Origin of the sequence: Micromonospora sp. NPDC018662 (assembly GCF_044391475.1) — a bacterium.
In the GTDB taxonomy this organism is placed as follows: Bacteria; Actinomycetota; Actinomycetes; order Mycobacteriales; family Micromonosporaceae; genus Micromonospora.
The window spans coordinates 148,993-163,289 of record NZ_JBISAC010000012.1; the positions used below are offsets into that span (position 1 = coordinate 148,993).

The following is a 14,297-nucleotide window of genomic DNA, read 5'->3' on the forward strand; positions in this document are numbered from 1 at the left end:
TCGCTCACGTTGTGTAACAGTAGGTCCCGTGGAGGGAGTTTCGTGGCCATCTTCGAACTGTCGGATCTCACGCTGAATCTCTCCGTGGAAGGCGGCCAGCTCGGGCTCCGTTGACGGCGGTCATCCGGGTCGACGGTGACGCCGACATTGTGTCGACCGCAGTCATGAACCGGTTCGGGCTGTCGTCGGCGGTCTTCAGTAGGCACTACCCACGGGCTATCCGGCTCGCCGAACGTCTGAACAACGGGCAGATGGTGCGGAATGACACCAGAAACTACTGGGAGTTGCACATGCCGTTCGATGGCTGGCCGGGGTCGGACAGCGGATCGGGTCGGCTCAGGGTGCGTGAGGCGCTCCTGGGCATGACGGAAGTCCAGTCGATCTGCGGGAGGTCCAATGAGCGCTCGTGACGTCCTCGGGCCGGACCAGAAGGGCCTCTTCATCGGCGGCAGCTGGCGCGAGGCGGAGGGCGGCGAGACGTTCGCCGTCCACGACCCGGCCGACGGCTCGGTGCTTGCGCGCGTCGCGGACGCAACGGTCGACGACGCGATGGATGCGCTCGACGCAGCCGTCGCCGCGCAGGCCGGCTGGGCGCGTACGGCGCCCCGCCATCGCAGTGAGATCCTGCGCCGAGCGTTCGAGCTGGTCAACGCGCGCGCCGACGACCTGGCCGAACTGATGAGCCTCGAGATGGGCAAGACCGTCGCGGAGGCAAAGGGCGAGGTGGCGTACGGCAACGAGTTCTTCCGGTGGTTCTCCGAGGAGGCCGTCCGGATCCACGGCCGGTGGATGCAGAACCCCGCCGGCGCCTCCCGGCTGCTGACCGTCAAGAAACCCGTGGGTCCGTGCCTCTTCGTCACGCCCTGGAACTTCCCGCTCGCCATGGGCACGCGCAAGATCGGTCCGGCCGTCGCGGCCGGCTGCACCATGGTCGTCAAGCCGGCCGAGCTCACCCCGCTGGCCATGCTGGCGCTGGCGGGCATCCTCGCCGAGGCTGGCCTGCCCGACGGCGTCCTCAACGTGATTCCGACGACCCACGCAGCCGACATCTCGAAGGCCCTCATGGCCGACGATCGGCTCCGGAAGGTGTCCTTCACCGGATCCACCGCGGTGGGCCGCCAGTTGGTGAAGCAGTCCGCGGACCAGTTGCCGCGGGTCAGCATGGAACTCGGCGGCAACGCCCCGTTCATCCTCTTCGAGGACGCCGACGTCGATGCTGCCGTCGACGGCGCGATGGTCGCGAAGATGCGCAACATGGGCGAGGCTTGCACCGCAGCCAACCGCTTCCTCGTGCACGCCGATGTGGCGCAGGAGTTCGCCGAGAAGCTCGCCACCCGGATGGGAAAACTCGTCGTCGGCCGTGGGCAGGACGCCGGCGTCGATGTCGGCCCGCTCATCGAGGAGAAAGCCGTCCGGTCGGTCCACCAGCTCGTCACGGACGCCGTCCACGACGGTGCCCGCGTGCTCACCGGCGGCACCGCTCCGGACGGGTCGGGCTTCTTCTACCGCCCCACCGTGCTGATCGACGTGCACCCGGAGTCGGAGATCAACAGCCGGGAGATCTTCGGTCCAGTCGCTCCGATCGTCACCTTCACCAGCGAGGAGGAGGCCGTCGCCCGGGCCAACGCGACCGAGTACGGCCTGGCCGCCTACGTCTACACCCGCGACCTGTCCCGCGCGATCCGGATGGCGGAGTCGCTGGAGTGCGGCATGGTCGGCATCAACAGCGGCCTCATCTCCAACGCCGCCGCGCCCTTCGGTGGGGTGAAGGCCTCGGGATTCGGCCGCGAGGGTGGCTTCGAGGGGATCGAGGAGTACCTCGAAACGACGTACGTCGCCCTCCCCGCTGGCTGGTAGGCGCCGCGGCGGATTCCAGATTCGGGAAGGACTGCGTAGCCGTGCCTGGAACGGTGTTCGCAGAAGTGCCTCACGATCCCGGATCGCCGGCGACCCCGCTGCTCCCGGCCTTGTCGAGAGAGAACCCTCGCGAAGGCTCCACCATGCCCTCGCCCTCGCCGCCGCGGTACTGACCGCGCTGACGGTGGCCATCGTGGTCCCCGCCGCAGCGCAGGCCGCCCCGCCGTTCGACCCGGCGAACGGAAAGTAGGTTCCGCCGGACGTCCTCGGTCGTCGACCGCCCGTTGCGGGTGGTCTCCTCGTGCCAGTTGGGGCCTTGCAGGAACACTGGCTGACCGTCTAGACCAGCCCGAGCAGCACCGGCACCGTGCCGGACGCGGCGCTACAGGCCAGATCCGCGAGCAGCAGCCGCCTGCCGAACGGCGGGCGTGCCCGCCTGCGCCACCAGGACCAGCCGTAGCAAGCGGCCGCCACCAGCACCGTGGCCAGTAGGAAGCAGACGAGTGGCAGCCTGATGCCGAAGCCGCGACTGACCTGCCAGGCGGCGTCGAGCCGGCCGACGACCGTCCAGCCGGGCCGTCGCTGAGAGCGTACGCCGCGAGGGACGCGAGGCGCGTGCACCAGCACGTACAGCACGTTGTAACGGACCACGGCCGCCTCGAAGCCCGACCCGAGCATCCCAATCGGGACGTACCCGAGAAGGGCGTCGCCGTAGGCGTACGTGTACCGCTCGGGGTAGAACGTGTTCGAGTGCCAGAGGTCGGCCGGGTCGGTGCGGAGGGCGTGCTTCGACCAGGTGCTCCGACCAGGTGACCCGCCACGCCTGCAACGTGGGGCCGCCGAGGTCGCCGGGAATCGTGCTCGTCGGGCGTCGCAACGCCGGCCGGGTGAGCGCCGCCGCCAGCAGGATGCTGGCCACGGGCAACCAGGATCCATTCCAGCCGGAATTGGCGCCATCGTTCCCAGCGCCCGGTGGCGGGCCGGCGGGGATCTGTTTACGGCTTGCGCTTCCGGCGGGGTGTCTGGCGCCGGCGGACCGAACAGCCATGGAATACATGCTCGGCGATTCCAGGAATTGTCGATCGGTTGCCCGAAGGGTGGGTCGGGGAGGGGTTGGAGTGCCGGTCATGTAGTGCCACGCTGCGGGACGGACCTGCCGCTGAGGTGCGGCTTGATCTGAGTCGCGAGTCGCCCGACGTGCCGATCAGGTCGCGCTGTTCGACGTATCCTCAGACAAAAGGCACTGACATCTTTCTACGCCCGTTGCGTGCCGCCGACCTGGAGCCCCTGCTCGAACCAACCATCGCCACCTTCGACCCGTTCTACGAGGACTCGTTTCAGTCGATCGTGGGTGATGCGGTCATGGTCGACCAGCACGGCACCTGGCGTGCTGACTACCGCGAGATGTGGCTCGGACGGCACAACCCGCGGAATCACCGGCACGTCGTTGTCGCCGAGGACGGCAGAGGTGCTGCTCGGCTTCGCCGCCTGGTGGGCCGCGCCCCGACCGGCGCAACGGCGAGCTTGAGATCATCGCCGTGGCAGCAGACCGACGGCGGCACCGTGTCGGCACGGCGCTGCGCGCGCGCCTTCGACGCGATGAGGCGGCCGGCGCCGACGTCGCGTCGCTCGCCACCGGGGTGACCCGTTCCGCGAGGCGGCCCGGGCGTTCTACCAGGAGCTGGGCATGACTGCGCTGCCCCTGGTCCGCCTCTACCTGGCGCTCTGACGCCCGGCGCACCGGCTGGCCGCCCAGCGTGGTCAGCCGGTCCGCAGCATTACGGAGAGTAGTTGTTTGCGCTCTTGCGCTTTACCTATCTTTCGATAGGCTGCGGTGCACTCGCCACCCACGTAACGCATCCGAGGTGGTCGGCCCGAGAGGGCGGAGATGAACGAGACACCCACGCGGGACGGCACGTCCCGCTCCGAGCAACAGGCCCGTTCGTCGGCTCGACCGGCCCTGACCGTACGTCCGCTGCGGCATCCCTGGCGGTGGGTCTGCGCGCTGGTGGTGCTGACCATCGCCGCCGCGATGCTGTCCTCACTGCTGCGGAACCCGAATGTCAACTGGCCGGTGGTGCGCGACTACCTGTTCGCCCCGGTGACGCTCGACGGCGTCGTGGTGACGCTCTACCTGACCGCCCTGGCCATGGTCATCGGCATCGTCGGGGGCACCGCGGTAGCGATCATGAGATTGTCGACGAACCCGGTCCTGTCCGGGCTCGCACGCGCCTTCATCTGGTTCTTCCGCGGCACCCCGGTGCTGGTACAGATCATTTTCTGGGGCTACCTCGGCGCGCTGTACCCGACGCTCCAACTGGGGATCCCGTTCACCGACGTGGTCTTCCTGGAGGGCCGCACCAGCGACATCATCACCCCGTTCCTGGCCGCGACGCTGGCGCTCGGCCTCAACGAGGTCGCGTACGCCGCCGAGATCGTGCGCGGCGGCATCAGCTCGGTGGAGCGCGGCCAGACCGAGGCGGCGCTGTCTCTGGCAATGACCCCCGCGGCGACGATGCGTCGGGTCGTGCTACCCCAGGCGATGCGGGTGATCATCCCGCCGATGGGCAACGAGGTCATCACGATGCTCAAGACCACCGCCCTGGTCTCGGTCATCGCCGGCCAGGACCTGATGACGAACCTGCAGCGCATCTACTCCCAGAACTACCAGGTCATCCCGCTGCTCGTGGTGGCCGCACTCTGGTACCTCGCGCTGACCACGTTGCTGTCCCTCCCGCAGGCCTGGCTGGAACGCCGGTTCGGCCGCGGCCACCTGGCCGCACCCCCGTCCATGTGGTCCCGGCTGCTCGGCCTGCGCGCCCGGCGTACCGCGAAGGAGGCGTGATGAGCGTGGGACCGACCCCACCGGACGTCGTCGTGCGAGCCGTCGACGTGCGCAAGAGCTTCGGCCGGCTGGAGGTGCTGCGCGGCATCGATCTCCAGGTGCCTCGCGGCGACGTGGTGTGCCTGTTGGGCCCCAGCGGTTCGGGCAAGTCCACCTTCCTGCGCTGCGTCAACCACCTGGAGAAGATCGACTCCGGCAGCCTGGAGGTGGCGGGCGAGTACATCGGCTACCGCCGCGTCGGCGACCACCTCCAGGAACTTCCGCAGCGGAAGATCGCCCGCCAGCGCACCTCGGTGGGCATGGTCTTTCAGCAGTTCAACCTCTTTCCGCACATGAAGGTGCTGGACAACGTGGTCGAGGCGCCGATCCGGGTGCGTCGTGAGTCGCGGGCCAAGGCCCGCGCGCACGGTCTGGAGCTGCTCGAACGGGTCGGCCTGGCGGACAAGGCCCAGGCGTTTCCCCGGCAGCTCTCCGGTGGCCAGCAGCAGCGGGTGGCGATCGCCCGGGCACTGGCGATGCGCCCGCAACTGATGCTCTTCGACGAACCCACGAGCGCCCTGGACCCGGAGCTGGTCGGTGACGTGCTCGACGTGATGAAGCAGCTCGCCGCCGACGGCATGACGATGATCGTGGTCACCCACGAGATCAACTTCGCCCGCGAGGTCGCCGACACCGTGACCTTCATGGACGACGGCGTGGTAGTGGAGTCCGGGCCGCCGGCCCAGGTGATCGACCACCCGACCAACGCCCGTACCCGGTCGTTCCTCTCCAAAGTCCTCTGACCCCGCCGGGAGACCGCACATGCCGCAGCCCACGATCCTGACCAACGTTTCCCTGTTCGACGGCGTCCGCGCCGAACTCGCCGAGGGGGTCACCGTCGTCGTCGCCGACGGCCTGATCCAGGAGGTCCACACCGACGGCGCGGGCACCTCGACCGGCGGCGACCGGATCGACGGCGGCGGGGGGACGTTGCTGCCCGGACTGATCGACGCCCACGTGCACATCGGCGCCGTCGACGTCTACTTCGAGACCCAGGCCGACCGGTACAGCCCCAGCCTGATGGCGTTCAAGATGGCGCACCGGCTGCGTCACGTGCTCGACCTGGGCTACACCACCGTGCGGGACTGCGGCGGCACCGACTGGGGCTTCAAGCAGGCCGTCGAGCAGCGGATGATCCCCGGACCGCGGATCGTCATCAGCAACCGGATGCTCAGCCAGACCGGTGGGCACGGCGACATGCGCTCGCGGGCCCAGACCGAGGAACCGTGCCGCGGCGGCCACTACGGCATGGTGTTCTCCATCGCCGACGGGGTGAGCGAGGTCCGGCGCGCCGTACGCGAACAGGTCCGGATGGGCGCGGACTTCGTCAAGGTGATGGCCAGCGGCGGCGCCGCCTCACCGACCGACAAGCTCGACCGGCCGCAGTACTCCGAGGAGGAACTGCGGATCATCGTCGAGGAGGCGGAGATGGCCGGCGTCCCGGTCGCCGCGCACGCCCTCCCGTCGATCGCCATCACCCGCGCCGTGCGCGCCGGCGCGCGCACCATCGAGCACGGCAACTTCCTCGACGACGAGGCCGCCGGCCTGATGGCGGCGCACGACACCTTCCTGGTGCCCACGGTCGCCACCTACGTGATGGCCAGCCGGCACCCCGAACGCTACGACTACCCCCCGGAAATCACCGAGAAGGTCGACAGCGCCGCCGACGCGGCCCTGCACTCGCTGGAGGTGGCCGCCCGGCACGGGGTACGGATGGGCTCCGGCAGCGACCTGCTCGGAGAGGAGATCGCCTGGCTCAACCACGAGTTGGAGCTCAAGGCGGAGATCCTCGGCGCCGCAGCGACCCTGCGCAGCGCCACCTCGGTCAACGCCGAGCTGATCGGCCGCGACGATCTCGGCGTCGTCGCCCCGGGCCGCCGCGCCGACCTGCTGATCGTCAACGGGGATCCGCTGGCCGACATCTCCGTCCTCGGCGCCCCGGGCGCCGTGCGACTGGTGATGAAGGACGGCGAACCGCACCGCAACACTCTCTGATCCTCTCCGTCAAGGAGCAGCCATGCGTCCCACCCTCCGCCTCCTGACCACCGTCGTCGCCGGCAGCATGCTGGCCACCCTCGCCCTGACCGGCTGCGGGTCCGACTCCACCGACGCGTCGGCGCCCGCCGACGCCGCCGTCACGATCAACGGCCTGACGGTACGTACCGACGCCGAGGCCGCGAAGACACTCCCGGATCAGTACAAGAAGTCGATCCGCATCGTCACCTCCGCGCCCTACCCGCCGTTCGAGTACTTCGACGCCGAGCAGAAGCTCATCGGCCTGGACATCGACCTGGGTAACGCGATCGCCGCGACGCTGGGCACCAGAGCCGAGTGGACCTCGGTCGACTACAACGCCGTCATCCCCGCGCTCCAGGCCGGCAAGCACGACATGGTGCTGGCCAGCATCGGCGACACCCCCGAGCGGGAGAAGGTGCTCGACTTCGTCAACTACTCCAAGCAGGGCCAGATCCTGCTGGTCGCCAAGGGCAACCCGGAGAAGATCAACGACATCCGGGACATGTGCGGCCGGACGCTCTCGGTCGAGGGCGGCAACGTCAACGACGGCTACTTCAAGGACCTGGACACGTACTGCGCCGGGCAGAACAAGCCGAAGATGACCGTCAAGGAACTGCCCAAGACCTCCGACGCGCTGCTGGCGCTCAAGAGCGGGCAGGCCGCCGCGGTCTACCTCGGCGTCGCCACCGCCGCCGACCTGAAGACCAAGGCCGAGGGCGCGGCGTACGACATCGTGACGCCCGCCGACCGGCCGTTCGGATACCTGCCCCGCTGGGTCGGCGCCGGCATCCCGAAGAACGCGCCCGAACTGCGCGACGCGGTGGCCGCCGCGCTGAAGAAGCTGCTCGCCGACGGCACCATCAAGGCCCTGTACGCCAAGTACGGTCAGGAGCGGATCCTGGTGGACACGATCGAGATCAACAAGATCGTCGACGAGCCGCTGTTCTCGTGACCGACGACAGCGGCACCCCCGCCCAGGGGACACCACCGTGGCGGTGGCCCCTGGGCGGGGTCGCCGCCGAGGTCGACCGGGTCCGAGCCGGCCGCCGCGCCGCACCGTGGCCGGGCCACGCGCGGGTGGCGGTGGCCCTGTCGTTCGACGTGGACCACGAGACGCCGTGGCTGCGCGAGGGCCAGCTCTGGCCCGGGCTCCTCTCGGCCGGCGAGTACGGCTCCCGGCGCGGCCTGCCCCGCATCCTCGACCTGCTCGACCGGCTCGCCGTGCCGGCCACCTTCTTCGTCCCCGCGGTCGCCGCGGCACTGCACCCCGGGGACGTACGCGCCATCGTCGCCGCCGGCCACGAGATCGCCGCGCACGGCTGGATCCACGAGCGTCCGGAACTGCTCGACCGGGACGAGGAGGCGCACCTGCTGGCCCGCTCCCTCGACGAGCTGGAGCGACTGAGCGGAACCCGCCCGGTCGGGCAGCGCACCCCCTCGCTCGGCACCTCCCGTCACACCCTGCACCTCGCGCGCGACGCCGGACTGCGTTACGACTCCTCGCTGATGGCCGACGACGACCCGTACGAACTCCTGCTCGACGGCGTACCGTCCGGGCTGGCCGAGATACCGGTGGACTGGTCCCGCGACGACGCCGCGTTCCTGGTCATGGACCGGCACGCCGCGCTGCGGCCGGTGCCCGACCCGGGCGCGCTCGGGGTGGCGTGGCGGCGCGAGTACGAGGCGGCCCGAGCCGAGCACGGCCTGTTCCAGCTCACCCTGCACCCGGACCTGATCGGCCGGCGCGGGCCGCTCGCGGTGCTGGCCGCGTTGCTCGACCACATCCGGCAGGACGACGCGGTGTGGTTCGCCACCCACCGGGACCTGGCCGCACACACCCTCACCGCCGGAGGCCCCCGATGACCACCACCCCGGACGACCTCGGCTGGCTGCGCGATCCCGGCCGCGGGCCGGCGCTGCGCGACTTCCTGCGCCGCGAGCGGACCTTCCACGACGACCAGGCCCGGCGGTACGCCGGCCGCCAGGAGGCGCTGACCCGCCGCGCCCACGAGCTGCTCCCGGCGACGGCCGCCACGCCGACGTGGTCCGCCGGGGACGCGACCTTCCACTGGCACTGGCCGGACCGCGCCGAACACCCTCGGCTGGTCCGCGCCGGGACCGGCCGCCCGCCCGGTGCGGCCCCCGACGAGCAGGTCGTGCTCGACGTGGCCGAGTTGTCCGACACCGGGTTCGTCCGGCTCGGCGACGCGGCCGTCGACCCCACCGGCGAACTGCTCGCCTACACCCTCGACACCACCGGCGGCGAGGCCTACCAGCTCCGGGTCCGCGAGCTGGACACCGGCCGGGAGCGGACACTGTCCGACCGGGTCTACTACGGACTGCTCTGGAGCCCGGACGGACAACGGCTACTGTCGATCACGCACGACGCGGCCGACCGCCCGTACCAGCTCTGGTGTCACCGGCCCCGGCACGGCGGCGACCCGCCGGTGCTGCTGCACCAGGAGGACGACGAGCGTTTCCACCTCGACCTGCGCACCAGCGGTGACGGCCGGTACGCCGTCCTACGCGCCGCCGCCCGGCTGACCGCCGAGGAGTGGCTGCTCGACCTGACCACCGCCGGCGGCGAGACGCGCAGCGCCGGCGGGCGCACCGAGGGGCACGACTACTTCGTCGAACCGCTGCTGCTGCACGGGCAGCCGCACCTCGTGGTCGGTGCCGAGACCGGCGACGACGGGTACACGGTCGCCCTGCACCGAGGGCACCGGGCGGACACCGATCCGATCCGGATCCTGCTGCCGCCCGCGCCCACCCGGCGCCCGCGCACCCTGACCGGCCACGACGGCCTGGTGGTCGGCACCGGTCGGCAGGGCGGCCAGCCGGCGTTGTGGGTGCTCGACCCCGAGCGCGTCGAGCCGGTCACCGAGCACGTCGCCGAGCCGGGCACCACCTTCGCCGTCGGCCCGTACGACAGCCCGACCGGCACCGTGTGCCTCGCCGTCCAGGGCCTACGGGAGGCGCCCCGGTTCGACACCCTGGATCTGCGCACCGGCGCGGTCACCGTCCGGCTCGCCGCCGCGCCGGCCGCCGCGGCGGCCCCGACGCTCGTCGAGCAGCTCACCGTCACCGCCCGCGACGGTACGCGGGTGCCGGTCACCGTGCTACGCCGTCAGGACGTGCCGCTGGACGGCACCGCCCCGTGCCTGCTGTACGGCTACGGCGCGTGGGAGACCGTCATCGAACCCACGTTCGAGCCCGCCCGCCTGGCGCTGGTCGAGGCCGGCGTGGTCTACGCCCACGCGCACGTGCGCGGCGGCGGTGAACTCGGGCGGGCCTGGTGGCGTGCCGGCCGGATGGCGGACAAGCACCGCACGTTCGACGACTTCGTGGACGTCGCCCGGCACCTGGGCGCCGGCCTGGTCGACCCCGACCGGATCGTCGCCCGGGGACTGTCCGCCGGCGGCCTGCTCACGGGCGCCGCCTACAGCCTGGCGCCGGACCTGTTCGCCGGCGTCATCGCCGAGGCGCCCTTCGTCGATCCGGTCACCACCATGTCCGACCCGACCGCACCCCTGGTCGTGGTGGAGCGCGACGAGTGGGGCGACCCGCGCCGGGAGCGGGACCTGCGGTGGATGCTGTCCTGGTCCCCGTACGACAATCCGCCGCCACCCGGCGTGCGGCCCCGGTTGCTGATCACCTCTGCGCTCAACGATCCGCGCGTGTCGGTCTGGGAACCGGCACGCTGGGTCGCGCGGCTCCGCGCCGACGAGATCGACCCAACTGCCGTGCTGTTCCGCGTCGACCTGACCGCCCGCGGGCACTGGGCGCCGCCCGGCCGAGGCGAAACGGCCGCCTTCCATGCCGCACTCCTCGCCTGGGCGGCTGACACGATGGACCTGCCGATCCCCGGCGGCACGGCCACCGGCCACCGGTTGACGTCGCACGGGCAGGAAGGACTTCGACAGTGACCACGTCCAAGCAGGCGGCACCCCGACCCACGCGGGGCGCCGCGACCCGGAAGAAGATCCTGGTGGAGGCATCCCGGCAGTTCGCCGTCCGCGGCTACTACGGCACCGCCACGCGAGACATCGCCGAGGCGGTGGGCGTACGCCAGCCGTCGCTGTTCTTCCACTTCCCCAACAAACAGGCGATCGTGGAGGAGTTGCTGCGATACAGCCTGGAGCGGCCCACCGAGGTCGCCCGGCAGGTGCTCGCACTGCCGCAACCGGCGGCGATGCGCATCTACCGGTACGTGTGGTTCGACACCCATCACCTGCTCGCCTCGCCCTACGACCTGACCGGCGTGCACCGGGACGAGCTGATGGACGCGCCCGACTTCCACGAGTGGCGGGAGAAGGCCCACAAGCTGCGCCGGGACATCCAGGAACTGGTCCGGGCGGGGCACGTTGACGGCTCGCTGCGGCCGGTCGACCCGGTACTGGCCCAGGAACTCATCTCCGGCATGAACCTGAACACGATCCGGATGGCCCACGCCGGTCGACCGACGCCGCGGGTGGACGTGCCCACGTTCGTCGCCGAGTTCACGCTGCGCGCCGTCCTCGCCGACGTGACCACACTGCCGGAGGTAGCGGTCGGTGCGATGGCCCTGCCGCTGGATCCCGCGTCCTGAGAGGGGCGCACGTCGGTGAGACAGGCACTGCGCCGGGTAGGGGTCAACGACTCACGCGGTCAGGAGGTGATCATTCGGACGGAAGAACGACGCTGTCGCGGGCCCAGAGGTGGCTGCCGTCGGGCCAGACGACCGCTGGCTCGCCGTCGGCGTGCAGCCGCCCGTCGTCGGTAACCCGCAGAGCGGACGGGTGCTGCGTCATCACGGCCACCGTTGACAGCGGCCATCACGGCCCAGCATCCAACGCGACATCCCGGCAGCCCTGCCACGTGGGACCGGGCGCCGTGCCGAGCACGCGTGGTAGGTGTCGACGGCTGCGAGCAGTAGCCAGTCGGGGTAGTAGTTCCAGGCGGGGTCGAAGAACCAGTCCGCGGGGGTCGAGGCAGTAGCGGGCCACGGCATGTCCGGTACGCATTCGATATTGGACATGTCTCGGGTGGTGGCCGAGGTTGAGGAACCCGAATACGGGACGATCCAGCCGGTCAACGAGGCGGAGGCGCTTGAGCACGTGGGCACCACCAAGCTGACCCGGTCGCACGTCGAGGCGCTCAACGCGCTCGCCCGGCGAAGCTGGTTCGGCCGTTGTGCGGTCTTGCACGTCACTGAGGGCAAGCCCGGTGAGATCTACTTCTGGGGTTCCTCCGGCGACTAGGCCATGGTCAAGAAGCTGCATGAAGCGGGGGTGGCTCACGTCCGTGGCAATGCACGCAGCGAGCTTGCGCTGGTCGACGCCGTTGTGGATTCCATTCGAGGCTGGCTCGATCGCTGCAGGCGAGCTCCTCGCCAACGAACCGAACACCGGCTTGCCCACTATGGAAGCGGTCAACCACTGGAGGCCTGCCCGTGGTGCTCGATTCCCGGGCCACCAGCGACGTGGTGAAGCAGTAGGGAGGAGTGTTCGGTTGCATGAAAGTGTAGGTCGGGTTCGACAGCCCGCAGATGCTGCGGCTGCTGGGCTGTCTCGCCGAACTGTCGCGGCGCCCGTAGACCTCGCCCGCGGCTGGAACACACCAACGGCGCCAAGCCGGACGATCCCCTGGAATCGACCTGCTCCGCCCACCATCTACCGTTCGCGGGGTCGGGGCCCTGCGGCAACAGGCCCCGACCACTACCTCGAGAACCACGAAACGCTACTCAGAGACCTCAGCACCGTCCCCAACGTCCACGAGCAATGCAACTAGGGGGTCTTGCCGGATTCCCGGGTTGGAATCTGTCGTATGACCGCCGAGCTGGTGGTGCCAAGAAACGCGAACGAGATGGAGTCGAAAACCAGTGCTTCACTACCGCCAGCTGAGATGCCGATGCCTTGCCGCCCTGCACCGTCTTGAACATCGCGCGCCGCCTCAACCCCTTCGAGCTGCGCCAGAGCCTTGAAGATCGCGCTTCGCTGGTCAGGAAGCAGGTATGTTCCTTGCATGAGGAGGCTGCTCGCCCGTTCGAACGCCAGCGCCTCCTGACCTTCGAACGGCCTACCAGCGGACGGGCCTGGGCTAGGTGCGCCAGTCGGAACCTTTCCCCTGAGCCAGGCCAACACAGCGGAGGGGTCGGTGGGAAAGTCCGCCGGTAGAACACCCCGCGTGCACTCCGAGAAGCTGCTGCCGTTCGTGACCGAAGCCCGCCCCTGCTTCTGCTGGCATGCAGGCAGCGGTATCCAAGGTCCCCACCCGGCGTTACCGTCCTTGGGTCGTTGCCGCTGTTGGCCGGCCTTCGCGGGGTCCACGGGAAGCCAGACCTGTGTCAGAGTTGGTGCATCACGGATGATCTCGAAAGAGCCGTCGGGCTGTTGGACCTGCGCCGGGTAGCTGCTGACCGTCTCGGTGAAGATGTAGGCATCTTGCTGGGGTTGCGAGATGGTGGTTTCTTGGCTGACTGCGGCGGCGTTGTCGAGGACAGTGGCGGCCCGAGGGGTAGCCCCTGATTCACTTGGATCGTAAAGATTAAGCCAACTTCCCGCCACCACTGCAGTGATGCCCAACGCGGCAAGCGCCGCCACCCCGGCTTGCCAGGGCCGAAGTGGTCGCCTGCGCGGTACGTCGCGGAAAGCATTGGTGGGCAAGGCGGCAAATGACTCATCCTCGTCGGGGTCAAGGCCCTCCCCGAGTCGCTTGACCAAATCCAAGTCTTTCACATCTTCTCCAAGGCGATGTCGTCGGGTAGATATTTACGGATCTTCTGACGGGCGCGATTTAACCGCGATCGGACCGTGCCAAGGGGTATCTCAAGCGCTCGCGCGATCTCTTCGTACGTCAGGTCAGCCCACGCGACCATGAGCAGCACGTCCCGCTCGCGACGTGTGAGCCGCATCAGCGCTTCGATCAGCGGCCTACGCCAGATCTGAGCCGAGGCGGCATCAGCTACCCGATCGGCATGACACTCTTCACGCTGGTCGTCAGCAGACCGCAGAAGAACGCGATACCTGGCCTGCTCGATGCGGTGATGACGGGCGATCTCCCTGATCGCGATTGCGAAGAACCAAGGCCGAGCATCCTGGCGGCTGAGGTCATACGTCCGTCTAGCTCGAAACGCCTTCATGAACGTCTCAGCCACGACGTCCTCGGCGGCTTCCCGTCCCAGCCGCCGGTACGCGTAGATGTGCAGCACCTTGGCATGCCGCTCGTACAGCAGGCCGAACCGCGCAGGTTCCGTTAGCGAGTCCCTGACGACCTCAGCGTCAGTGCTTTCCTCCACCGCAGACCGGGCACGCTGGACGCAGCCATCCGTGTTGATCACCTTCAGCCGCCTCCTAAAGATCCCTGCTTGACGTTCCTTCTATGCGCGAGCCGGCAGATGAGTTCGCCCGTTCGATGCTCGCTCGACCGGTGCGTGCCTCTTGGGAGGTCTTCTCCTACATCGAAGGCCTCTACAACCCTCGCCGCCGGCACAGCCGTCTGGGTAACGTCAGCCCCGACGCCTACGAAAGGCTTCATCAACAGTCCCTGACACACATCGAGG

15 protein-coding genes are annotated in these 14,297 nt (G+C 69.5%); 11 read left to right on the forward strand and 4 right to left on the reverse strand.

Translation table 11 applies throughout. The annotated features are described in order from the left end of the window. Positions 1 to 110: 110 nt before the first annotated feature. Both ACH495_RS27335 and ACH495_RS27340 read left to right on the forward strand, forming a co-directional pair. Positions 111 to 410 (forward strand): aldehyde dehydrogenase family protein, encoded by a 300-nt coding sequence (locus ACH495_RS27335; RefSeq protein ID WP_396860569.1) that lies wholly within the window; start codon positions 111 to 113, stop codon positions 408 to 410. Further along, positions 397 to 1,857: an NAD-dependent succinate-semialdehyde dehydrogenase gene (locus tag ACH495_RS27340; protein ID WP_396860570.1), complete on the forward strand. Its 1,461-nt coding sequence runs from the start codon at positions 397 to 399 to the stop codon at positions 1,855 to 1,857. Before ACH495_RS27335 ends, ACH495_RS27340 begins: the two co-directional genes overlap by 14 nt. 339 nt (positions 1,858 to 2,196) lie before the next feature. Here ACH495_RS27340 and ACH495_RS27345 read toward each other — a convergent pair whose 3' ends face one another. Next, positions 2,197 to 2,535, reverse strand: coding sequence for a hypothetical protein (locus tag ACH495_RS27345; protein ID WP_396860571.1), 339 nt, complete (start codon positions 2,533 to 2,535; stop codon positions 2,197 to 2,199). Between the two features lie 486 nt (positions 2,536 to 3,021). Between ACH495_RS27345 and ACH495_RS27350 the strand changes: the two genes are divergently transcribed. From ACH495_RS27350 to ACH495_RS27385, 8 genes are all read left to right on the forward strand, one after another. Continuing rightward, positions 3,022 to 3,501 carry a hypothetical protein gene (locus ACH495_RS27350; RefSeq protein ID WP_396860572.1) on the forward strand — a complete coding sequence of 160 codons (480 nt, stop codon included), beginning with the start codon at positions 3,022 to 3,024 and terminating at the stop codon, positions 3,499 to 3,501. 244 nt (positions 3,502 to 3,745) lie between these two features. Beyond that, positions 3,746 to 4,702: an amino acid ABC transporter permease gene (locus ACH495_RS27355; protein WP_396860573.1), complete on the forward strand. Its 957-nt coding sequence runs from the start codon at positions 3,746 to 3,748 to the stop codon at positions 4,700 to 4,702. Beyond that, positions 4,702 to 5,484 carry an amino acid ABC transporter ATP-binding protein gene (locus tag ACH495_RS27360; protein ID WP_396860574.1) on the forward strand — a complete coding sequence of 261 codons (783 nt, stop codon included), beginning with the start codon at positions 4,702 to 4,704 and terminating at the stop codon, positions 5,482 to 5,484. Before ACH495_RS27355 ends, ACH495_RS27360 begins: the two co-directional genes overlap by 1 nt. A gap of 19 nt (positions 5,485 to 5,503) precedes the next feature. Further along, on the forward strand, positions 5,504 to 6,736 hold the full coding sequence (locus tag ACH495_RS27365) for an amidohydrolase family protein (protein ID WP_396860575.1): 1,233 nt from the start codon (positions 5,504 to 5,506) through the stop codon (positions 6,734 to 6,736). 22 nt (positions 6,737 to 6,758) lie between these two features. Next, positions 6,759 to 7,709: an ABC transporter substrate-binding protein gene (locus ACH495_RS27370; protein WP_396860576.1), complete on the forward strand. Its 951-nt coding sequence runs from the start codon at positions 6,759 to 6,761 to the stop codon at positions 7,707 to 7,709. Next, entirely contained in the window at positions 7,706 to 8,620 is a 915-nt protein-coding gene (locus ACH495_RS27375) for a polysaccharide deacetylase (RefSeq protein WP_396860577.1), read from the forward strand. The genes ACH495_RS27370 and ACH495_RS27375 overlap by 4 nt, the downstream gene beginning before the upstream one ends. Continuing rightward, positions 8,617 to 10,683, forward strand: coding sequence for a prolyl oligopeptidase family serine peptidase (locus ACH495_RS27380; protein WP_396860578.1), 2,067 nt, complete (start codon positions 8,617 to 8,619; stop codon positions 10,681 to 10,683). Before ACH495_RS27375 ends, ACH495_RS27380 begins: the two co-directional genes overlap by 4 nt. Then, a complete protein-coding gene (locus tag ACH495_RS27385; RefSeq protein WP_396860579.1) occupies positions 10,680 to 11,345 on the forward strand; it encodes a TetR/AcrR family transcriptional regulator in 666 nt (221 codons plus the stop codon). Before ACH495_RS27380 ends, ACH495_RS27385 begins: the two co-directional genes overlap by 4 nt. A 70-nt stretch (positions 11,346 to 11,415) precedes the next feature. Here ACH495_RS27385 and ACH495_RS27390 read toward each other — a convergent pair whose 3' ends face one another. Next, the gene (locus ACH495_RS27390) at positions 11,416 to 11,565 is read right to left on the reverse strand and encodes a hypothetical protein (protein WP_396860629.1); all 150 of its coding nucleotides are present in this window, start codon (positions 11,563 to 11,565) and stop codon (positions 11,416 to 11,418) included. Positions 11,566 to 11,772: 207 nt separating this feature from the next. Here ACH495_RS27390 and ACH495_RS27395 point away from each other — a divergent pair, with 207 nt between their 5' ends. Beyond that, positions 11,773 to 11,997: a hypothetical protein gene (locus tag ACH495_RS27395; protein WP_396860580.1), complete on the forward strand. Its 225-nt coding sequence runs from the start codon at positions 11,773 to 11,775 to the stop codon at positions 11,995 to 11,997. A 525-nt stretch (positions 11,998 to 12,522) separates the two neighbouring features. Here ACH495_RS27395 and ACH495_RS27400 read toward each other — a convergent pair. Both ACH495_RS27400 and ACH495_RS27405 read right to left on the reverse strand, forming a co-directional pair. Continuing rightward, positions 12,523 to 13,473 carry a CU044_5270 family protein gene (locus ACH495_RS27400; protein WP_396860581.1) on the reverse strand — a complete coding sequence of 317 codons (951 nt, stop codon included), beginning with the start codon at positions 13,471 to 13,473 and terminating at the stop codon, positions 12,523 to 12,525. Continuing rightward, positions 13,470 to 14,075, reverse strand: a complete 606-nt coding sequence (locus tag ACH495_RS27405) for an RNA polymerase sigma factor (protein ID WP_396860582.1) — start codon at positions 14,073 to 14,075, stop codon at positions 13,470 to 13,472. Before ACH495_RS27405 ends, ACH495_RS27400 begins: the two co-directional genes overlap by 4 nt. Between the last annotated feature and the right edge of the window lie 222 nt (positions 14,076 to 14,297).